At 64.8% G+C, this 19,218-nt stretch carries 18 protein-coding genes and 1 tRNA gene; 3 read left to right on the top strand and 16 right to left on the bottom strand.

Going from position 1 to position 19,218, the window contains the following annotated elements; genetic code table 11:
- Positions 1-16: 16 nt before the first annotated feature.
- The 7 genes from AACH06_RS26120 to rpsB all read right to left on the bottom strand — a co-directional run bounded on the left by AACH06_RS26120 (position 17) and on the right by rpsB (position 6,024).
- Complete coding sequence (locus AACH06_RS26120; RefSeq protein WP_341428743.1) at positions 17-1,201, bottom strand: 1-deoxy-D-xylulose-5-phosphate reductoisomerase; 1,185 nt, start codon at positions 1,199-1,201, stop codon at positions 17-19.
- Positions 1,202-1,236: 35 nt separating this feature from the next.
- A complete protein-coding gene (locus AACH06_RS26115; RefSeq protein WP_341428742.1) occupies positions 1,237-2,070 on the bottom strand; it encodes a phosphatidate cytidylyltransferase in 834 nt (277 codons plus the stop codon).
- Between the two features lie 7 nt (positions 2,071-2,077).
- Positions 2,078-2,836, bottom strand: a complete 759-nt coding sequence (locus AACH06_RS26110) for an isoprenyl transferase (RefSeq protein ID WP_341428741.1) — start codon at positions 2,834-2,836, stop codon at positions 2,078-2,080.
- A gap of 5 nt (positions 2,837-2,841) precedes the next feature.
- A complete protein-coding gene (gene frr / locus AACH06_RS26105; RefSeq protein ID WP_341428740.1) occupies positions 2,842-3,402 on the bottom strand; it encodes a ribosome recycling factor in 561 nt (186 codons plus the stop codon).
- Between the two features lie 12 nt (positions 3,403-3,414).
- Positions 3,415-4,125 (bottom strand): UMP kinase, encoded by a 711-nt coding sequence (pyrH, locus tag AACH06_RS26100; protein WP_341428739.1) that lies wholly within the window; start codon positions 4,123-4,125, stop codon positions 3,415-3,417.
- 104 nt (positions 4,126-4,229) lie between these two features.
- Positions 4,230-5,126, bottom strand: a complete 897-nt coding sequence (gene tsf, locus AACH06_RS26095) for a translation elongation factor Ts (protein WP_341428738.1) — start codon at positions 5,124-5,126, stop codon at positions 4,230-4,232.
- Positions 5,127-5,277: 151 nt separating this feature from the next.
- Positions 5,278-6,024 carry a 30S ribosomal protein S2 gene (gene rpsB, locus AACH06_RS26090; RefSeq protein ID WP_341428737.1) on the bottom strand — a complete coding sequence of 249 codons (747 nt, stop codon included), beginning with the start codon at positions 6,022-6,024 and terminating at the stop codon, positions 5,278-5,280.
- Positions 6,025-6,359: 335 nt separating this feature from the next.
- On the opposite strand from rpsB, the gene AACH06_RS26085 reads away from it, so the two are divergent.
- Both AACH06_RS26085 and AACH06_RS26080 read left to right on the top strand, forming a co-directional pair.
- Positions 6,360-7,652 (top strand): NAD(P)/FAD-dependent oxidoreductase, encoded by a 1,293-nt coding sequence (locus tag AACH06_RS26085; RefSeq protein ID WP_341428736.1) that lies wholly within the window; start codon positions 6,360-6,362, stop codon positions 7,650-7,652.
- A 110-nt stretch (positions 7,653-7,762) separates the two neighbouring features.
- Entirely contained in the window at positions 7,763-9,343 is a 1,581-nt protein-coding gene (locus tag AACH06_RS26080; protein ID WP_341428735.1) for an NAD(P)H-hydrate dehydratase, read from the top strand.
- Positions 9,344-9,407: 64 nt separating this feature from the next.
- Here AACH06_RS26080 and rnr read toward each other — a convergent pair whose 3' ends face one another.
- Positions 9,408-11,690 carry a ribonuclease R gene (gene rnr / locus AACH06_RS26075; RefSeq protein WP_341428734.1) on the bottom strand — a complete coding sequence of 761 codons (2,283 nt, stop codon included), beginning with the start codon at positions 11,688-11,690 and terminating at the stop codon, positions 9,408-9,410.
- Between the two features lie 116 nt (positions 11,691-11,806).
- On the opposite strand from rnr, the gene AACH06_RS26070 reads away from it, so the two are divergent.
- Positions 11,807-11,891: transfer RNA gene (locus AACH06_RS26070), tRNA-Leu, on the top strand.
- 130 nt (positions 11,892-12,021) lie between these two features.
- On the opposite strand, the gene AACH06_RS26065 is transcribed toward AACH06_RS26070, so the two are convergent.
- The 8 genes from AACH06_RS26065 to hfq form a co-directional block, all read right to left on the bottom strand.
- On the bottom strand, positions 12,022-12,543 hold the full coding sequence (locus tag AACH06_RS26065; protein ID WP_341428790.1) for a phosphoribosyltransferase: 522 nt from the start codon (positions 12,541-12,543) through the stop codon (positions 12,022-12,024).
- A gap of 30 nt (positions 12,544-12,573) precedes the next feature.
- A complete protein-coding gene (locus tag AACH06_RS26060; protein WP_341428733.1) occupies positions 12,574-13,920 on the bottom strand; it encodes an adenylosuccinate synthase in 1,347 nt (448 codons plus the stop codon).
- A gap of 44 nt (positions 13,921-13,964) precedes the next feature.
- Positions 13,965-15,128: an ATP phosphoribosyltransferase regulatory subunit gene (locus AACH06_RS26055; RefSeq protein WP_341428732.1), complete on the bottom strand. Its 1,164-nt coding sequence runs from the start codon at positions 15,126-15,128 to the stop codon at positions 13,965-13,967.
- Positions 15,129-15,200: 72 nt separating this feature from the next.
- Entirely contained in the window at positions 15,201-15,389 is a 189-nt protein-coding gene (locus AACH06_RS26050) for a DUF2065 domain-containing protein (RefSeq protein WP_341428789.1), read from the bottom strand.
- A gap of 35 nt (positions 15,390-15,424) precedes the next feature.
- Entirely contained in the window at positions 15,425-16,318 is an 894-nt protein-coding gene (hflC, locus tag AACH06_RS26045) for a protease modulator HflC (protein ID WP_341428731.1), read from the bottom strand.
- Between the two features lie 42 nt (positions 16,319-16,360).
- Positions 16,361-17,602, bottom strand: coding sequence for an FtsH protease activity modulator HflK (gene hflK / locus AACH06_RS26040; protein ID WP_341428730.1), 1,242 nt, complete (start codon positions 17,600-17,602; stop codon positions 16,361-16,363).
- A 47-nt stretch (positions 17,603-17,649) separates the two neighbouring features.
- A complete protein-coding gene (gene hflX / locus AACH06_RS26035) occupies positions 17,650-18,813 on the bottom strand; it encodes a GTPase HflX (protein WP_341428788.1) in 1,164 nt (387 codons plus the stop codon).
- A gap of 94 nt (positions 18,814-18,907) precedes the next feature.
- Positions 18,908-19,150, bottom strand: coding sequence for an RNA chaperone Hfq (gene hfq / locus AACH06_RS26030; protein WP_341428729.1), 243 nt, complete (start codon positions 19,148-19,150; stop codon positions 18,908-18,910).
- Positions 19,151-19,218 lie beyond the last annotated feature (68 nt).

The raw sequence follows: 19,218 nt of genomic DNA, 5'->3' as shown, positions 1-19,218 counted from the left end.
GCGCGCTCCGATTCCGTCAGCGGCGCAGGGCCTTCACGAACGTGCGTGCACGCTCGCGGGATTGGCGGTCCAGCTCCAGCAGTGCTTCCACCGGGGCGTGCAAGTCAAGACTCGGTATCAGCGATTCGAGCGTCTGGGCATTGATGCGGTGGATGGCATCAAAACCAATTTGCCGATCCAGGAAGGCCGCCACTGCCTCTTCATTCGCCGCATTCAATACTGCCGTGCTCCCATGCGGACCACGAAGCGCGTCCCAAGCCAGGAACAACCCTGGGAACCGCTCGCGTCGGGGCGGCTCGAACGTCAACGCACCGAGGGAAAGGAAATCCAACGCCTCGGCACCGGATTCGATTCGCTCGGGGAAGGACAGGCCATAGGCGATCGGCACGCGCATGTCGGGCGTGCCCAGTTGCGCCAGTACCGACTGATCTCGGCAAACCACCATCGAATGGATGATGCTTTGCGGGTGGATCACCACCTGGATCTGCTCGGGCGTCAGGTCGAACAGCCACCGCGCTTCGATCACCTCCAGCGCCTTGTTCATCATCGTGGCGGAATCGACCGAGATCTTGCGCCCCATCACCCAGTTTGGATGGGCACAAGCCTCCTCGGGCGTCACGCTCGTCAACGTCGAAGGCTCGCGCTGCCGGAACGGCCCACCGGACGCCGTCAGCACGATGTGATCGACGCGCTGCTTCCACTGGGAGCGGTCTTCCGGCAGGCACTGAAAAATGGCCGAATGCTCGCTGTCGATCGGCAGCAATGTCGCGCCGCCCTCTTCCACTGCCGCCATGAATTGGGCCCCACCGACGACCAGTGCCTCCTTGTTGGCCAACAGCAGTCGCTTGCCCGCGCGAGCGGCCGCCATGCAGGGCGGCAACCCGGCAGCGCCAACGATGGCGCCCATCACGGTATCGACATCGGGATGCGAAGCCAGCTGAACGAGCGCGTCGGCGCCCTCCAGCACTTCGGTCAGCAGGCCCGCCTGCCGTACCCGGGCGCGCAGCTCCGCGGCGGCTGAAGCCACCCCCATCGCCGCGAACCGCGGCCTCCACCGAAGGCACTGGGCAAAGAGTTCGTCGACGCGCTGCTGTCCCGTGAGCGCGACCACCTCGAATCGATCGGGATGGCGTGCAGCGACATCCAGGGTGTTGCTCCCTACCGAACCGGTGGAGCCGAGAACGCACAGACGCTGTCGCATCACCACTGCCCTATCAAGCCTTGGAATAAGAAGACTCAGATCGACACCAGGGCCATCACCGCCGGCAACACCGGCAGCAAGGCATCGATGCGATCGAGGACGCCACCGTGGCCGGGCAGCAAGCGGCTTGAATCCTTGGCACCGACTGCGCGCTTGGACATCGATTCGATCAAGTCACCGACCACACTCAACGCGCAAAGGCCAACAACGCTGACAACCAGCCAAGGAATGCCCCGCTCGGCCAACTGGGCGAACACACTCGGACCGGCGGGGGCCCAAGACCGCTCCACCGCCAACCAAGCGGCCGCCAGCGCCAGCGCCCCCACCATGCCCGACCAAACGCCCTCCCAGCTCTTGCCAGGGCTGATCGACGGCGCCAGCTTGCGGCGCCCCAGTGCTCGCCCACCGAAATACGCGGCGATGTCAGCCGCCCAGACAATGCACATCGCAGACAGGATGAACCCCAACCCGCGCTGCTTGGCTGCCGTCAATGCCAGCCACGCGACGGACAACATCAGCCATCCGAGCAGCAAGCGAGCAGCCTGCGGCAACTTGGGCCAGGCCGGTGGCCCGGCGCGCAGCGCCAGCCCCCCACCGATGGCCCATCCCACACAGGCCACCCACCAGAGGGCGGGTGGTGTCTGGATGGCCCACCCCGCTCGCCACGCGGCCGCGCAGGTGGCAACCACGGCCAAGCCCAAGGCCACGGCGCGCGCCCCTGTCCAGCCATTCAGCCGCCCCCACTCCCAGCCAGCGGCACCAATCATCACGAGCGACAAAGCGGCGAAGGGCCACCAGCTGTCTGCCAGCAAAGCCGGCAACAGCAGGGCCAGCAACACCAACGCCGTGATCACGCGTTGAAGCAGCATGGGAACCTCAGGCCGAAGAGGCCTCGTTGGAAGGGGCGGCAGCAGGAACGCCACCGAAACGACGCTCCCGGCTGGCGAAAGCGGCGATGGCCTTGTCCATCTCGGCCGCGTCGAAATCAGGCCAGAGACAGTCGGTGAAATAGAACTCGGAATAGGCGACCTGCCACAGCAGGAAATTGCTGACCCGAACCTCGCCACCCGTGCGGATGAACAGATCGGGATCGGGCGCATGAGCCAAGGCCATGTAGCGGCTCAACGCGTCTTCGCTCAATGCGTCAGGCGCCACGCCATCGGCCAGCGCCCGTTTGCACGCCTGGACGATGTCCCAACGTCCGCCGTAGTTGAAAGCCACGGTCAACGTCAGGCCCGGGTTGTTCTTGGTGAGTTCCTCGGCCTCATTCCAGGCCTGCCGCACCTTCTCGGAAACGACCGTGCGATCGCCCATCACCTTGATGCGAATGCCGTCCTTGGCCAGGCGCGTCAGGTACTTCGAGACCCCGACCAGCACCAGATTCATCAGGCCGGAGACTTCTTCATCCGGCCGTTTCCAGTTCTCGGACGAAAACGCGTAAACGGTCAGGTATTCGATGCCGCGCCGTGCACAGTCGTCGATGACGCGCACGACGGTTTCCATACCGTACTTGTGGCCGAACACGCGGGGCATGAAACGGCGCTTGGCCCACCGGCCATTGCCATCCATCACGATGGCCACATGGCGCGGCACGGCCTGGTCGCGGCCCGAGGCCGTCTTGGGCGGAGTGGCCATCAGGCTCAAACCGCCAGAACTTCAGCTTCCTTCGCTTGGACCAGCTTGTCGATCTCGGCGACGGTGCGGTCGGTGAGCTTCTGGACATCGTCCTGCGCACGACGTTCGTCGTCCTCGGAGATCTCCTTGTCCTTGAGCAGCTTCTTCAGGTGCTCGTTGGCGTCGCGGCGCAAGTTGCGCACGGCGACTTTGGCGTTTTCGCCTTCATGACGAACGACCTTGGTCAATTCCTTGCGGCGCTCTTCGGTGAGGGCCGGCATCGGAACACGCAGGAGGTCGCCCTGCGACGACGGATTCAGCCCCAGGTCGGATTCGCGGATGGCCTTCTCGATCTTCTGACCCATGCCCTTTTCCCAGGGCTGAACGCTGATGGTGCGGGCATCCAGCAGGCTCACGTTGGCCACCTGGCTGATCGGCACCATGGACCCGTAGTAGTCGACATGCACCTGATCCAGTATGCCGGGGTGGGCACGACCCGTGCGCACCTTCTGCAGGTCGTTCTTCAGGGCCTCGATGGACTTGGCCATCTTGGTCTCGGCGGTCTTCTTGATATCGGCAATCGTCATGATCGGCTCTCCTCAGACATGCACCAAAGTGCCTTCGTCTTCACCCTGTACCACGCGCTTGAGGGCGCCGGACTTGAAGATCGAGAACACCTTGATCGGCAGCTTCTGATCCCGGCACAGCGCGAACGCTGTCGCGTCCATCACCTGCAGGTTCTTGGCGATGGCTTCGTCGAACGAGATGTTGGTGTAGCGGGTGGCGGTGGGGTCCTTCTTCGGGTCGGCGGTGTAGACACCGTCGACCTTGGTCGCCTTCAGCACGATCTGGGCACCGATCTCGGCGCCGCGCAGCGCTGCCGCGGTATCGGTCGTGAAGAACGGATTGCCCGTGCCGGCGGCAAAGACCACCACCTTGCCTTCTTCCAGATACTGAAGGGCCTTGGGCCGAACGTAGGGCTCGACCACCTGCTCGATGCTGATGGCGGACATGACGCGAGCGGTCATCCCCTCCTGGCGCATCGTGTCGGCCAGGGCCAGCGAGTTCATCACCGTGGCCAGCATGCCCATGTAGTCGGCGGTGGCGCGATCCATGCCGACAGAACCACCTGCCACGCCGCGGAAGATGTTCCCGCCGCCGATCACCACCGCCACCTCGCAGCCCAGTTGCGTCACCTCTTGCACCTCGCGAACCATGCGAACGATGGTGGCGCGGTTGATGCCATAGGCGTCGTCGCCCATCAGGGCTTCACCGGACAGTTTCAGCAGAATGCGACGGTATGCCGGCATGCAGGGCACTCCCTTGGGAACGAGTAGGCGGGGATCTTTTGAATCGGCTGGAAGTTTACGCGGCAGCCTGGATCACAGGCCGCCGCGCGAAGCGCCTGGGGCGCTTACTGCACCTTGGCAGCAGCGACCTGGGCGGCCACTTCGGCCGCGAAGTCGTCAACCTTCTTTTCGATGCCTTCGCCGACCACGTACAGGGTGAAGCCCTTCACCGTGGTGGCCTTTTCCTTCAGCATCTGGCCGACGGTTTGCTTGCCGTCAGCGGCCTTCACGAAGACCTGGTCGAGCAGCGAGACTTCCTTCAGGAACTTCTGCACCGAGCCCTCGACCATCTTGGCGACGATCTCGGCCGGCTTGCCCGACTCGGCCGCCTTTTCGGCAGCGATCTTGCGCTCCTTCTCGACCAGGTCGGCCGGCACTTCGGCAGACGACAGCGCCGCGGGCTTCATCGCAGCCACGTGCATCGCGACATCCTTGGCCGCCACATCGTCACCGTCGTATTCGACGACGACGCCGATGCGGGTGCCGTGCAGGTAGCTGGCGAGCTTGCTGCCGCCGGCGTAGCGCTTGAAGCGGCGAATCGACATGTTCTCGCCGATCTTGCCGATCAGGCCCTTGCGCACGTCTTCGACCGTCGGGCCGAAACCGTCTTGCGACAGGGGCAGCGCGGACAGGGCGGCAACGTCAGCCGGGTTGTTGTCGGCGATCAGCTGTGCGCACGACTTGGTGAAGGCCAGGAACGAATCGTTCTTCGAAACGAAATCGGTTTCGCAGTTCGTTTCCAGCAGAGCGCCGGTCGTGCCGTTGACGGCGGCGCTGATCACGCCTTCGGCGGTGATGCGGGCGGCCGCCTTGCCGGCCTTGTTGCCCAGCTTCACACGCAGGATCTCCTCGGCGCGGCCCATGTCGCCATCGGCCTCGGTGAGTGCCTTCTTGCACTCCATCATCGGGGCGTCGGTCTTGGCACGCAGTTCGGCAACCATGCTGGCGGTAATTGCAGGCATCTTCATTTCTCCATTGCTGAGGTGTCGGGTCGGAACCCGTCACCGGAAGTTCCGTCCACAGCCCATCGGCTGGGGCGTCACTGGATCACTGGGTACGAAAAAGGGGCTGTGACAGCCCCTCGTTCGACAAGGCGCTTTCGCGCGAAGGGGATCAGGCGTTGTCGCTGACTTCGACGAATTCGTCGCCGTCGGCCGCCACGGCTTGCACCAGATCGGTGGTGGCGTTGGCCTTGCCCTCCAGCACGGCATCAGCCACAGCGCGCGCGTACAGCGCCACCGCCTTGGCCGAATCGTCGTTGCCGGGGATCACGTAGTCCACGCCTTCGGGCGAGTGGTTGGTATCAACCACGCCGATCACCGGAATGCCCAGCTTCTGCGCTTCGGCCACGGCGATCTTGTGGAAGCCCACGTCGATGACGAACAGAGCGTCAGGCAGCGCATTCATGTCCTGAATGCCACCGATGTCCTTTTCCAGCTTGGCCAGTTCGCGGTCGAACAACAGCGCTTCTTTCTTGATGCGCATTTCGGCGCCAGAGTCTTTCTGGGCCTGCATGTCCTTCAGCTTCTTCAGCGAGCCCTTGACCGTCTTGAAGTTGGTCAGCATGCCGCCCAACCAGCGCTGGTCGACATAGGGCATGCCAGCGCGCTGCGCTTCCATCGCGACGACTTCGCGGGCTTGGCGCTTGGTACCCACCATCAGGATCGTGCCGCGCTTGCTCGAGAGCTGGCGCACGAACTTCATCGCTTCCTCGAACTTGGGCAGCGTCTTTTCGAGGTTGATGATGTGGATCTTGTTGCGATGGCCGTAAATGAACGGGGCCATCTTGGGGTTCCAGAAGCGGGTTTGGTGACCAAAGTGGACACCGGCTTCCAGCATTTCACGCATCGAAACGGACATGGATACTCCGAAGGTTGGGTCTAGAATCCCGGCGCACATCGCTACAGCGCTTTCCCCTTGTGACAGGGACCTGCCGCTGCACGCGACACCTTGAAAAAGCCGGGTTCGCGAACTTCAGAAAGCCTCGTGATCGAGCTGTTGCCCTGACAACACGGGCTTTCCGGTCTGCCAGCCACCCGTGCGATTCCTTCAGAACCCATGGGCCACCAGCAAAACCCAAAGATTATAGCAGCCTTGGCGCCCACTTCCGGCGATTTTCACGCCGAACACGCCCTCCCCCCGGACAATTCAACCCCGCGACTGCCGCCGGCCCCAAGGCCGATGCGGCCTGAGTGATGCGTATCGCCGTGATCGGTGCCGGCCTGGCCGGCGTAACCACCGCCTACGAGTTGGCGCGCGATGGCCACGAGGTCGTTGTGTACGAACGCCGCGGGGGCATCGCAGCCGAAGGCAGCTTTGCGCCAGCCTGCGTGGCAGCCTCCGGGCTGTGGCTGGCCCACGCCGCCGTCAACGCATGGGGCGGGCTCGACGCGCTCAGCGCGCCTTTCACCGGCTGGCCATGGCTTTGGCGCCGATGGAATGCCGTGCGCCAGACACAGCATGCCATGCGCCTGACCTTCATGCGTGACCTCGCGGCCATGACGCTGGAGCGTCTGAAGACCATCGAAACAAGCTGCGCGCTGGAGTATGACCACCACCCCGGGGTGACGGCGCTCATGCGCACACCGCGTCATGCAGCCCGCGCGCAGGCTCTGCTTGCGCAGCATCAAGCACTGAACCTGCCCGTCAAATGGCTGGATGCGGATGAAGTGCGCCGCGCGCAGCCTGGCCTGAGTGCCAAGTCGCCAGTAGCCGGAGCCTTCCACTGGAGCGGTGGGCGCACCGCCAACGGGCGCCAATTTGCGCATGCGCTGAAGGCCGAAGCCCAGCGACTGGGAGCGCGCTTCCAGTTTCACCAGGAGGTCATCGCACTCCAGGCGACCGGAGCCGCCCGCCAGCCATGGGAGGTCACGGCCCAACGGCGCAGCGAGGTCAGCGAGAGCCGCTCAACAGCCAGCGCCCTCGGGCAGACGACGATCGTGGACGATGGCCCGCAAAACGTGGATGCGGTGGTGCTGTGCAGCACCGAAGCTGCCACACGGCTGCTTCCGCCGGCGTTGCGCCCGACGACGATGCGAGGCCACGTGCATTCCGTGACGGCCCCTCGCCACCAAGGAGGCGAAGCCGAATCGATACTTGGCCCGACGGGCGCCGTGGTCGACCCCGCGGCGGGAACGACCATCACTCCGATGGGCGACCGTCTGCGCGTCGCCGGGGGCGCGGCCATCGGGCCCGCACCCGCCCGCCCGTTGGAGGCAACGCTGCTCCAGCTGTACGGGGCACTCGAGGCCGACTTCCCCGGCGCCACCCGCACCGCCCGTGCCCAGCCCTGGGTGGGGCGACAGGCGCACTGCGTGGACGGACTACCGGCACTGGGCCCCGTCCAGTCCGGCCTGTGGTTGCATCTGGCCCACGGCACGTCCGCATGGGCTCATGCCCCGGCCTGCGGCAGGCTGCTGGCGGACCAGATCAGCGGACGATCGCCCGCGCTGGACACCACCCTCATCTCACCGGCCCGGCTGCGCTAAGCTCCGCAGAGCGCCTCGACCTCGGCTCGACGTCCATGGGCCAACCGCCGTCGAGGCGCCTCACGGAAGAGCGACACGGGAGCCCACTGGAGCCCACTGGAGCATCACGCATGAACGGTCCGCGACGGGTGATACCCGGTGACGGGTGCGACGCACTTCACGACACCGGATCCAGCCGCGCCATCGAACGCGCCGCACTGGCCGCGGCTGCGCCTCACGAATTGATGGAGCGCGCGGGCCTGGCCGTTGCACGCCTGGCGTTGTCGATCGCGCCGCACGCGCAGCGCTTTTGGGTGGCCGCCGGTCCGGGCAACAACGGCGGCGACGGCCTGGTGGCCGCTCGCTGGCTGCTGGCTGCGGGGAAAGCGGTTCTCGTGAGCTGCACGGGCGATCCGGATCGCTTGCCGCCCGATGCGCGGCAAGCCCGCCACCGGGCACTGCTGGCCGGCGTACCGATCGAATCAATGGCTTCTTCGGCTGCCACCGAGCAGGACGCCCGGGATGATCGCCGGTTCGACGTGGTCATCGACGCGCTTCTCGGCCTGGGTCAAACGCGCCCGGCAGAAGGGGCGATCGCCGAACTGATCCATGTGGTGAATCGGCACCGACGTCAAGGCGCGCTGGTGTTGGCCATCGACCTGCCCACAGGCCTGTGCGCCGACACAGGTCGCCTTCTTGGCAGCGCCGTGGTCCAGGCGGATGTGACGCTGTCATTGCTCACACTGAAGCCGGGTCTCTTCACGGGGGCGGGACGTGACTTGGCCGGCGACATCTGGTGCGACGACCTCGCAGTGCCCCCGGCGGCTCAGGCAGCCGCCTATCGCCTGACCGGCTCAGCCGATGCCCGCGCGGCCCTGGCCCCCAGGCGGCTCGCCGACCACGCCTCGCACAAAGGACGGTTTGGCGATCTCTGGGTCGTGGGTGGCGATCAAGGAATGCAAGGCGCCGCGCAATTGGCCGCGCAAGCCGGCTTGCGCGCGGGCGCTGGACGGGTCTACCTGAGCTGTCTGGCCGATGCGAGCCCCACGGCGCCTCCATCAGGTGCCCCTGAATTGATGGTGCGGTCACTCGAATCAGGCCTGGCCGCTGGTCTGGCCGATTCGGCCACCGTGGTGTGCGGCTGCGGGGGCGGGATGGCGGTACAAGGCGCCCTGCCCCTGTTGATCGATCGAGCGCCGCGTCTGGTCTTGGACGCCGATGCCCTGAACCGCACCGCCGAAGACCCGTCTTTGGCCGCGCAGCTCGAGGCCCGCGGTAAGCGCGGGCTGCCGACCATCCTCACACCTCACCCGCTCGAAGCAGCCCGGCTGCTTGGCACCGACACCGCCACGCTGCAGGCGGACCGCCCGCAAGCCGCGCGGCGCCTGGCGCAGCGATTTGGTGCTGTCGTCGTGCTGAAAGGCTCCGGCAGCATGGTGGCCGCGCCAGTCCAGGCGATGGCCATCAATGCGAGCGGCAATGCGCGCCTGGCCACGGCCGGCACGGGTGACGTGCTGGCCGGCCTGATCGGCGGATGCTGGAGCAGCCATCCAACGTCAGATGGATCATCAGGACTTGAGCAGGCCTTTCAGGTCGCTTGCGGCGCCACCTGGCTTCATGGCCGCGCAGCCGAATCGTCCAACGAGCAACTGCCATTGATCGCTCACCGACTGGTGGAAGCGATCGCCGACGCAGCCGACGCGCTGGGCTGAAACCAAGGGCCCAGCCCCGCACGGGGGCAGCCCCTCGCACAAGACCACCCGGGCACCCCGACGATCAACCCGCGCGCTTGGTGCGCGACTTGCTGCGCGCCGGATCACCAGCCCCCTTGCCGTTCTTGGGCTCGGATGATTTGGCCCGCGCACCGGACTTGGCCGCCGCGCCAGCCGATCGCTTGCTCTTCGACGACACCTTTCCCGACTTGGCCGACTTGGTCGCCCGCTTGTGCGCACGGTCTTCGGATTCGACCTGCGCCAGCGCCTCGGTGGCACTGGATGGCTCCGCCTTCACGCCGGAGCGCCCTCGGGCCAGCAGGCGCTCACCCTCACCTTCGCGCACCATGCGAAAGTCGATGCGCCGCCCATCCAGATCGACACGGCTGACCTGCACCCGAACCCGCGCCCCGATCGCGTAGCGGATGCCGGTGCGCTCGCCACGCAGCTCCTGCCGCATCTCGTCGAACCGGTAGTACTCGCCCCCGAGCTCAGTGATGTGCACGAGGCCATCCACGTACAGCGCGTCCAGCGTGACGAACAAGCCAAAGCTCGTCACCGCGCTGACGGTGCCCGCAAACTCCTCGCCCAGGTGTTCGCGCATATAGCGGCACTTGAGCCAGGCCTCGACGTCGCGCGAAGCTTCGTCCGCACGACGCTCATTCGCACTGCAGTGGATGCCCGCGCCTTCCCAATGCTCCTGCTCGGTGATGTGGGCCTTGGTGGCCTTGCCGCCTTTGCGAACATTCGTCGCACGCGCCGACACCTCAGCCAGCTCGCCACTGGCCAAGTGGTAGCGCTTTTTCGAAAGGATGGCCTTGATGACCCGATGCACCAGCAGATCGGGGTAGCGCCGGATCGGGCTGGTGAAGTGCGTGTAGGCCGCGTATGACAGCCCAAAGTGCCCGCTGTTGATCGGGGTGTAGATCGCCTGCTGCATCGAGCGCAGCAACATCATGTGGATCTGCGCGGCATCCACCCGATCCTTCGTGGCTTCGGCGATGGCCTGGAACTCTCCGGGCGCCGGATCCTCGCTGAGGGTGATGCCCACCCCCAGGCTCTTCAGGTAGTTCTGGAGGGTCGTCCGCTTCTCAGGCGTGGGCCCCTCGTGCACCCGGTAGAGCGACGGGTGTTCGGCGCCGGCGATGAACTCGGCCGCGCACACGTTGGCCGCCAGCATCGCCTCTTCGATCAGCCGGTGGGCATCGGTGCGCACGCGCGGAACGATCTTTTCGATGCGCCCGTTGTCGTCGCAAACGATTTGAGTCTCCGTGGTCTCGAAATCGATGGCGCCACGGCGCTGCCGAGCCTTCAACAGCGCACGGAACACGTCGTGCAGGTTCAGCAACTGCGGCATGATGTCTCGCCGCTTGGCCGCCTCGGGCCCACGGGTATTCGCCAGCGCCGCGGCCACTTCGGTGTAGGTCAAACGCGCATGCGAGCAGATGACGGCTGGGTAGAACTGATAGGCCTGCAGTTCGCCGTCACTGGCGATGAGCATGTCGCAGACCATGCTGAGCCGGTCCACCTCCGGGTTGAGCGAACACAGCCCGTTTGAGAGCTTCTCCGGCAGCATCGGAATGACGCGCCGGGGAAAGTAGACCGAGGTGGCGCGCTCGTAGGCATCGTCGTCCAGCGGCTCACCTGGCTTGACATAGTGGCTCACGTCGGCAATGGCCACGAGCAAACGCCAGCCTTCAAACGCAGCCTTGCCTCGCCCGCTCTTGTGAGGCTCGCAGTAGACGGCATCGTCGAAATCGCGGGCATCCTCACCATCGATGGTCACCAGCGGCACATCGGTGAGATCGATGCGGTGCTTCAGGTCCGCAGCGCGCAACTTGTCCGGCAGCGCAGCGGCCTGCGCCAGCGTCTCCGGCGAGAAGCGGTGCGGCACCTCGTACTTGCGCACCGCGATCTCGATCTCCATGCCCGGGTCGTCGATCTGGCCCAGCACCTCGGTGACGCGCCCCACCGGCTGCGAATACATCGAAGGTGGCTCGGTCAACTCCACCGCCACCACTTGCCCCGCGGCAGCGTTGGCAGTCGCATTCTTCGGGATCAGGATGTCCTGTCCGTAGCGCCTGTCTTCCGGCGCCACCAGCCACATGCCGTTCTCGTGCAGCAGGCGCCCGATGATCGGGACCTTGCGTCGGTCGAGGATCTCGATGATCCGCCCTTCCGGACGGCCCTTGCGGTCGTAGCGAATGATGCGCACGCGGACCTTGTCCTTGTGCAGCACCGCTCGCATTTCCTGCTGGGCGAGGTACACGTCCGGCTCACCGTCGTCTCGCTGCAGAAAACCGTGGCCGTCTCTATGGCCGAGAACCACGCCCTCGACTTCACTCATTAATACCCCACCGAGAGTGGGGGTACTTGCGCTTGTTTTTGTCTTGATGATATAGTCCTATCTTTCGTTGCAACGCAGTCAGTCAAGCAATTGAACGACAGCGAAACAGCGACAAAGCCCAGGTGGCGGAATTGGTAGACGCACTAGTTTCAGGTACTAGCGGGTAACTCCGTGGAGGTTCGAGTCCTCTCCTGGGCACCAGATCAAGAGCAATAAGAACAGAAGAACAAGAACAGATGCAAGAGGGCCAGCGCGAAAGTGCTGGCCCTTTTTTCATTCTCGTTGCGCCGATCAAACTGCTCGCGAAAGAAAAGCCCGCAGGCATGCGGGCTCAGACGGACAACTTGCGCGCCAGAGCTTCTGGGCGCAGGTTGTCATAGTCTTCGAAAGGCTGATGAATCCACGGGCTCGTGGCCAGCATCTCAACGTAGTAGTCCGGCGTGTAGCTCGACACCGCCTTGGTCCAGATCACGGCGGACCGCAGCTCAGAAATCGCCGGCAGCCCGCGCAGTCGCTCCACGACCGCCTTGAGCGTGACACCCGAATCGGCCAAGTCATCGACCAACAGAACGCGGCCTGCCAACTCACCCTTGGGCATGGTGATGTACTTGGCCAGATCGAGCCTGCCCTGGATCGTGCCGGCCTCGGCCCGGTACGAGCTTGTCGACATGATCGCCAAAGGCTTGTCGAAGACGCGGGACAGCACATCGCCCGGCCGCATGCCACCACGCGCCAGACACAGGATCTGGTCGAACTCCCAGCCCGAGCTGTACACCTTCAGCGCCAGGCGCTCGATCAACAGGTGGTACTCATCCCAGGAAACGTACAGGTGTTTGCCGTCATCGGTCAGCATCGTGGTGTCCCTCGTGTCGTTCATGGAGCGTCACGTCCCTTGGTACGGGTGGCGCAACAAGATGGTGTGGTCCCGATCCGGACCGGTCGACACCATGTCGATCGGCGCACCGATGAAGCCCTGCACGCGTTCGAGATAGCGGCGCGCATTCAACGGCAGCTGATCCCATTCGGTGAGGCCGGCGGTCGAGCCCTCCCAGCCCGGGAAAGTCTCGTAGACCGGCTGGCAAGCGACGATGTCGTCGGCATCCAGCGGCAGGATGTCCACGGCCTGATCGCCGAGCTTGTAGCCCACGCACACCTTGATCTCTTTGAGGCCATCCAGCACATCGAGCTTGGTGATGCACAAGCCCGAGATGCCGTTGATGATGATCGAGCGCTTGAGCGCTGCCGCATCCAGCCACCCACACCGACGAGCACGCCCCGTCACCGTACCGCGCTCCTGCCCGATGGTCGACAGGTGGTGGCCCACGGTTCCCGGTTGGTCGATGGGCAGCTCCGTGGGGAACGGGCCCGAACCCACGCGCGTGGTGTAGGCCTTGGTGATGCCGAGGATGTAGTGCAGCATCTCCGGCCCGACACCGGCACCCGCGGCGGCGTTGCCCGCCACGCAATTGCTCGACGTCACATAGGGGTACGTCCCGTGGTCGATGTCCAGCAGCGTGCCCTGCGCGCCCTCGAACAACAGGTTGGCCCCTTGTCGGTTGGCGGTATGGATGCGGTAGCCGACGTCGGCCATCATGGGCTTCAGGGCCTCACCCATCTTCATCGCCTGATCGAAGATGGGCTGGAATTCAAGCGGCGTACTCTTCAGGTAGCCACCCAACGCAAAGTTGTGCAGCTCCAGCAGTTCGCGCAGCCGGGCCGCGAATCGCTCCGGGTGTTTCAGGTCCTGCACGCGCAAGGCACGGCGGGCCACCTTGTCTTCATAGGCCGGGCCGATGCCTTTGCCCGTGGTGCCGATCTTGCCGGCGCCGCTGGTTTCGCGCAGCGCCTCGCGCGCCTTGTCGACCTCGACGTGGAAGGGCAGGATCAGCGGGCACGACTCGCTCACGTACAGACGCGAGCGGACGTCCAGTCCGATCTTCTCCAGGCGTTCGATTTCGCTCAGCAGGTGAGACGGGTCGACGACCACGCCGTTGCCGATATAGCAAGCCACCCCATCTCGCATGATGCCCGAGGGGATCAACTGCAGCGCCGTCTTGACGCCCTTGATCACCAGGGTGTGGCCTGCGTTGTGGCCGCCCTGGAAACGGACCACGCCTTGCGCATGGTCGGTCAGCCAGTCGACGACCTTGCCCTTGCCTTCGTCGCCCCATTGGGTGCCGACGACGACGACGTTGTGGCCGCGCGCAGCGGCAGAGGTGCTCTGTTGCATCGATGTCATCAAGTCAGAGGATTCGGATGGAGGTGGTCGGACGCTCAGAGCGCCCGCACCACCCATTCGCCGCCGACCGCGGCCAACTCGCGGTCGCAATCAAATTCCTGGGTCTCGTGTTCGTGGCCCGGCAGGATGCAGACCACGGTTTCGCCCTGGGCACGCAGGTGGCGCACCGCGGCACGAAGGCCGGCGTCTTCGCCCCAAGGCGCACGCACGGCGGCACGCGGCGGCGCGATCGGCGTCACCGCGGTCAGACCCTTCAAGTCGAGGCTGCAGCCCACCGCGGGGCGATTGCGCCCGAACACGGCACCGACCTCATCGTAGCGCCCGCCACGCACCAGCGCATTGGTCGAGCCGGCGCCATAGATGGCAAAGCGCACACCGCTGTAATAAGCGTAGCCGCTCATGTCGGAGAGATCGAAACCGACGCGCACGCCCGGATTCGACTGCCGCAAATGGCGAACCAGCCAGGACAGGTCGTCCAGCGCAGCCGCGATCGGCGCGCGAGCGGGCAAGCGGTGGCGGGCCTGGTCCAGTACCTCGTCGCCGCCATAGAGCTCGATCAAGGTGGCCAGCCCAGCCCGCGTTTCCGCAGCGCAGTTCCGCGCGATGGATTGGACGGTGCTCCCATCCTTCGCGGTCAGGGCAGCGACCAGCTCGGTCAGGGCTGCGGCGTCGAGCGGAACGCCCGCCAGCACCGAACGGACGACCCGTGCATCGCCCAGATCGATGGTCAGCTCCCGAGCACCAATGGCCGCGAGGCCATCGAGCGCCAGTTCCTGCACTTCGAGATCGGCTTCCAGCCCGGCGTGCCCAAAGATTTCGGCACCGAACTGCAAAGGCTCTCGCGTCATGTGCAGGCCGGAGGGCCGCGTGTGCAGCACCGGGCCGCAGTAGCAAAGGCGCGTCACACCCTCGCGATTGAGCAGGTGAGCGTCGACGCGTGCGACCTGGGGCGTGGTGTCGGCGCGCAGGCCGAGCGTGCGGCCGGAAAGCTGGTCGACCAGCTTGAACGTCTTGAGATCGAGCTCCCGGCCCGTGCCTGACAGCAGCGAATCCAGATACTCCAGCAGCGGCGGCATGACCAGCTCAAACCCGTAGCCACGTGCCCGGTCGAGCCATTGGCGCCGCAATTCCTCGATGCGCCTGGCCTCCGCGGGCAGGACATCAGCGATGTGCTCTGGCAACAGCCAAGCAGAGGACATGAAAATGCACCGGGGTTAAAACCGGCATTGTACAGGTCGGGTTTCACCCAGAGGGTGACAACCCTGGGCGGATCAGTCGCCCAGGAACAGCAGCAGGGCCAACCCGATCAACATGCTGGTCAGCCCGACGAAACGGATCTGACCGTCACTGAGTTGGGTGGCGCGGAGGAACACCTCGCGCCACCGCCCAGGGCTCAGAAAGGGCAGCAAGCCTTCGAAGACGAGCATCAAGGCCAGCGCCGGCAGCAGCAGGTCAGCCATGTCCCAGTTCGGCATCGATCAGCGGAAACTGACGCTCACTTCTTGGGCGCCGGCGCGGCTGCGCCACCACTGCCGCGCATGGCCTTGAAGAAGTCGGACGATGGATCGACCACCATCACGTCATTCTTGTTGCGGAAGCTCTGCCGATAGGCTTCCAGGCTGCGATAGAACTGGGCGAACTGCGCATCACGGCCAAAGGCACTGGCATACAAGGCCGAAGCCTTGGCATCGCCCTCACCCTTGATCTTCTGCGCATCGCGGTAGGCCTCCGCGATGATCACTTCACGCTGCCGGTCGGCATCGGCACGGATACCCTCGCCCTCCGCCTGGCCGGTCGACCGCAGCTGGTTCGCCACCTGCTGACGCTCGGACTGCATGCGGCGGTAGACCGAATCGGTGATGCTGGCCACAAAGTCGACCCGCTTGATGCGAACGTCGATGATCTCCACGCCAAAGCTCTTGGCCGGATCCCCCAGACGCGTACGCACGTCGTTCATGATCTTCTCGCGTTCCGTGGCAAGCACCTCGCCGACAGTGCGCTTGGTCACCTCTTCGTTGAACGCTGCCTGCACCACCGGGCTGAGACGGTTCTCCAGGTTGCGAAGGTCGACCCCGCTGTTGCGAATGAACTGTTTGGGATCGGCAATGCGCCACTTCACCAGCCAATCGATCGACAGGGTCTTCTTCTCCTTGGTGAAGATCGACTTCGCCTCAGGGCTGTCCAGCGTCTGGATACGGCGATCCAGGAAGACCACGTTCTGCAAGGGCGGAGGCAACTTGACCTTCAGCCCGGGTTCGGTGACGACATCCTTGATCTCGCCAAGGGCGTACACCACCGCGATCTGGCGCTGGTCGACGATGAACAGGGTCGAGGCGGCCAGCACGAGCAGCACCAGCAGGCTGCCGACAATGACGGCGAATCGGTTCATGTGGATTCCAATGGGTTCGACACGGGCGAGCGGAGAGAGACCTCAGCGGCTCTCACGATCACGGCTGCGGATGTCGCGGCCTCGGTCGGCAGAGTTGTCGACCGTCGGCGTCGGCGTGGAAGCCGGTGCGGCGCTGGCCGGAGTGGCCCCGGCCTGTTGCATCAGCTTGTCCAGCGGCAGGTACAGCAGATTGGACCCGTTGCGGCTGTCCACCATGACCTTGCTGACGTTGGAATACACATCCCGCATGGCATCGATGTAGAGGCGATCGCGCGTCACCGCCGGGGCCTTCTGGTACTCGGCGTAGACCTGGTTGAACCGTTCCGCGTCACCTTCAGCGGCCGCGATGATTCGGGAGCGATAACCCTCTGCTTCAGCTCGCAGGCGCGAAGCAGCGCCTTGCGCCTTCGGAATCACGTCGCTGGCGTAAGCCTGGCCTTCGTTCTTGAAACGGTCACGGTCAGCGCCCGCCTTCACCGCGTCGTCGAACGCGTTCTGCACCTGCTCGGGCACCTGCACATTCTGCAGGTTGACGTTCTTGATCGTCACCCCGGCATCCAGGCGATCCAGCTGTTTTTGAATGGATTGCACCAGCTCGGCCGCGATGGCATCCCGACGCTCGTACAGCACCGAATCGACCTTGCTGCGACCCACGATTTCGCGCACCGCCGACTCGCTGGCCTGCACCACCGCCTGGTCGGTGTCACGGTTCTCGAACAAGAAGGCCCGGGCGTCCTTCAACACATACTGGACGATGAACCGGACGTCGACGATGTTCTCGTCCTGCGTCAACATCGACGAGTCGCGCAGGCCGGTGCTCTGCCCGACCGTGTTCCGCCCGACTTCCACCGAGCGCAGTTGGGTGACAGGGACCGTCTCGTGAGCCTGGAAGGGGTACGGCAGCCGGTACTGCATGCCAGCGGACACCGTGCTGCTGTACTTGCCGAAGGTTGTGACCACGGCCTGGTTGCCTTCCTGCACGATGAACAGGCCGCTGCCCGCCCAGATCAACACGACCAGCCCGACGATCAATCCAAGGCCGATACCCGCACTCTTCATGTCGGGCTGGTAGTTGGGTTCGTCCGGGCCGTTGCCACGAGGGCCAGTGGCCCCGCCCTTGCCGCCAAACAGGCCGGACAACTTGCGGTTGAAGTCGCGCCACAACTCGTCCAGATCCGGAGGGCCGTCATTGCGGCCGTTCTGCATCACGAGAGCGCGGGCGGCGCGGGCCAGAGCGCCCAATCGGGCGCCGAAGCCAGGGGCGTCAGGTTGTAGGGTTCGCATGCTCATGCCATGAGGGCCCATAGGGATGGGACGGTGTCTCCGGGGTTTCAGTGATGCGGCGGCGCGATGCTGCCATCAGGCAATGTGAAGGCAGCGGGTTCAGAACTCAAGGCCGGGGGAGCGGCAAAACTCGCAATCAGTTCTCGCAGCGTGCCCAGACCCTCGCCTGTCAACGCGCTCACGAAGACCCGTGGGACGCGCAAATTGGGCGCCACCTCGAGTTCATCGGCCAGACTGCGCGGTCGCATGGCAGGCTCAAGACGGTCGAGCTTGTTGAACACGAGAATCTGCGGGATGCCCTGCGCGCCGATCTCATCCAGCACGCGCTCGACTTCGACTTGCTGCTCGTGCTGTACCGGGCTGCTGGCATCGACGACGTGCAGCAGCAGGTCGGCATCTGCCGCCTCTTGCAAGGTGGCCTGGAAGGCTTCGACCAGTTTGTGTGGCAGGTCTCGGATGAAGCCGACGGTGTCCGACAGCGACACGGAACGTCCAGCCTCGCCCAGATAGAGCGAGCGGGTGGTGGTGTCCAGCGTGGCAAAGAGCTGGTCTGCCGCGTAACTACGGGCCTTGACCAGGGCGTTGAACAAGGTCGATTTGCCAGCGTTGGTGTAGCCCACTAACGAGACGCGGTAGGTGCCACTGCGCTCGCGCGCGCGTCGCTGAGTCCCGCGCTGACGCTTGACCTTTTCCAGCCGCTCTTTGACCGACTTGATCCGATCGCCAATCATTCGGCGGTCGAGTTCGATCTGCGCCTCGCCCGGCCCACCACGGTGGCCGACACCGCCTCGCTGCCGCTCCAGGTGGCTCCATCGCCGGACGAGCCGTGTCGACAGGTATTGAAGCCGGGCCAGTTCCACCTGCAGCTTGCCCTCGTGGCTTTGCGCTCGCGCTGCGAAGATCTCGAGGATCAACGCCGTGCGGTCAGCCACGGGCACGCCCAGGTGGCGTTCCAGGTTTCTTTGTTGTGCCGGCGACAGGGCCTGATCGAAGATCACCCCGTGGGCGCCATGCGCCTGAACCATCAGCTTGATCTCATCGGCCTTACCCGAGCCCACGAACAGGGCAGGATCAGGCGCTTTCCGCTTGGCGATGACACGTGCCACTGGTTCGTCACCGGCCGATTCGGCCAGCAACGCCAGTTCATCCAGGGTAGGGTCGAACGACGAGCCTGGCCCCAGATCGACGCCGACCAGGACGGCCCGCGCCAACTCCTGCCCCTTGGGCGCAGGCGAGTGTGCGTCGGAGCTCAAGTTCGAAGGTGAAGCCAAGTCGCCAACGGCAGCGACAGGGGTTGAACGGCGATCAGCTGTTGTCGCCTGCGTCAGCCGCGTGGAAATTGACGGCGCGGCCCGGCACCACGGTAGAGATCGCGTGCTTGTAGACCATCTGCGTCACGGTGTTGCGCAGAAGAACCACGTACTGGTCGAAAGATTCGATATGGCCCTGCAGCTTGATACCGTTGACCAGATAAATCGAAACCGGAACATGCTCCTTGCGCAGCAGGTTCAGGAACGGGTCTTGTAGGAGTTGCCCTTTGTTGCTCACGATATGCTCCGTGTTGGAAAAAGTGTTGGAGTAGTCACGTTAACACAGTAGGCCGTCATTCCGGCCCA

This window comes from Ideonella lacteola (genome assembly GCF_038066555.1).
Taxonomy (GTDB): domain Bacteria; phylum Pseudomonadota; class Gammaproteobacteria; order Burkholderiales; family Burkholderiaceae_C; genus Ideonella; species Ideonella lacteola.
Note: the sequence above shows the minus strand (reverse complement) of the source record. Positions and strands in the feature narration are given on the sequence as shown.

What these genes read in the sequence shown, in the direction of transcription:
- rnr (WP_341428734.1), bottom strand. Translation starts at nt 11,690, where the DNA reads ATGAGTGAAGTCGAGGGCGTGGTTCTCGGCCATAGAGACGGCCACGGT.
- hflK (WP_341428730.1), bottom strand. Translation starts at nt 17,602, where the DNA reads ATGCGAACCCTACAACCTGACGCCCCTGGCTTCGGCGCCCGATTGGGC.
- AACH06_RS26060 (WP_341428733.1), bottom strand. Translation starts at nt 13,920, where the DNA reads ATGCAACAGAGCACCTCTGCCGCTGCGCGCGGCCACAACGTCGTCGTC.
- tsf (WP_341428738.1), bottom strand. Translation starts at nt 5,126, where the DNA reads ATGCCTGCAATTACCGCCAGCATGGTTGCCGAACTGCGTGCCAAGACC.
- AACH06_RS26120 (WP_341428743.1), bottom strand. Translation starts at nt 1,201, where the DNA reads ATGCGACAGCGTCTGTGCGTTCTCGGCTCCACCGGTTCGGTAGGGAGC.
- AACH06_RS26050 (WP_341428789.1), bottom strand. Translation starts at nt 15,389, where the DNA reads ATGGCTGACCTGCTGCTGCCGGCGCTGGCCTTGATGCTCGTCTTCGAA.
- AACH06_RS26085 (WP_341428736.1), top strand. Translation starts at nt 6,360, where the DNA reads ATGCGTATCGCCGTGATCGGTGCCGGCCTGGCCGGCGTAACCACCGCC.
- AACH06_RS26080 (WP_341428735.1), top strand. Translation starts at nt 7,763, where the DNA reads ATGAACGGTCCGCGACGGGTGATACCCGGTGACGGGTGCGACGCACTT.
- AACH06_RS26110 (WP_341428741.1), bottom strand. Translation starts at nt 2,836, where the DNA reads ATGGCCACTCCGCCCAAGACGGCCTCGGGCCGCGACCAGGCCGTGCCG.
- AACH06_RS26115 (WP_341428742.1), bottom strand. Translation starts at nt 2,070, where the DNA reads ATGCTGCTTCAACGCGTGATCACGGCGTTGGTGTTGCTGGCCCTGCTG.
- AACH06_RS26055 (WP_341428732.1), bottom strand. Translation starts at nt 15,128, where the DNA reads ATGTCCTCTGCTTGGCTGTTGCCAGAGCACATCGCTGATGTCCTGCCC.
- rpsB (WP_341428737.1), bottom strand. Translation starts at nt 6,024, where the DNA reads ATGTCCGTTTCGATGCGTGAAATGCTGGAAGCCGGTGTCCACTTTGGT.
- hflC (WP_341428731.1), bottom strand. Translation starts at nt 16,318, where the DNA reads ATGAACCGATTCGCCGTCATTGTCGGCAGCCTGCTGGTGCTGCTCGTG.
- pyrH (WP_341428739.1), bottom strand. Translation starts at nt 4,125, where the DNA reads ATGCCGGCATACCGTCGCATTCTGCTGAAACTGTCCGGTGAAGCCCTG.
- frr (WP_341428740.1), bottom strand. Translation starts at nt 3,402, where the DNA reads ATGACGATTGCCGATATCAAGAAGACCGCCGAGACCAAGATGGCCAAG.
- AACH06_RS26065 (WP_341428790.1), bottom strand. Translation starts at nt 12,543, where the DNA reads ATGCTGACCGATGACGGCAAACACCTGTACGTTTCCTGGGATGAGTAC.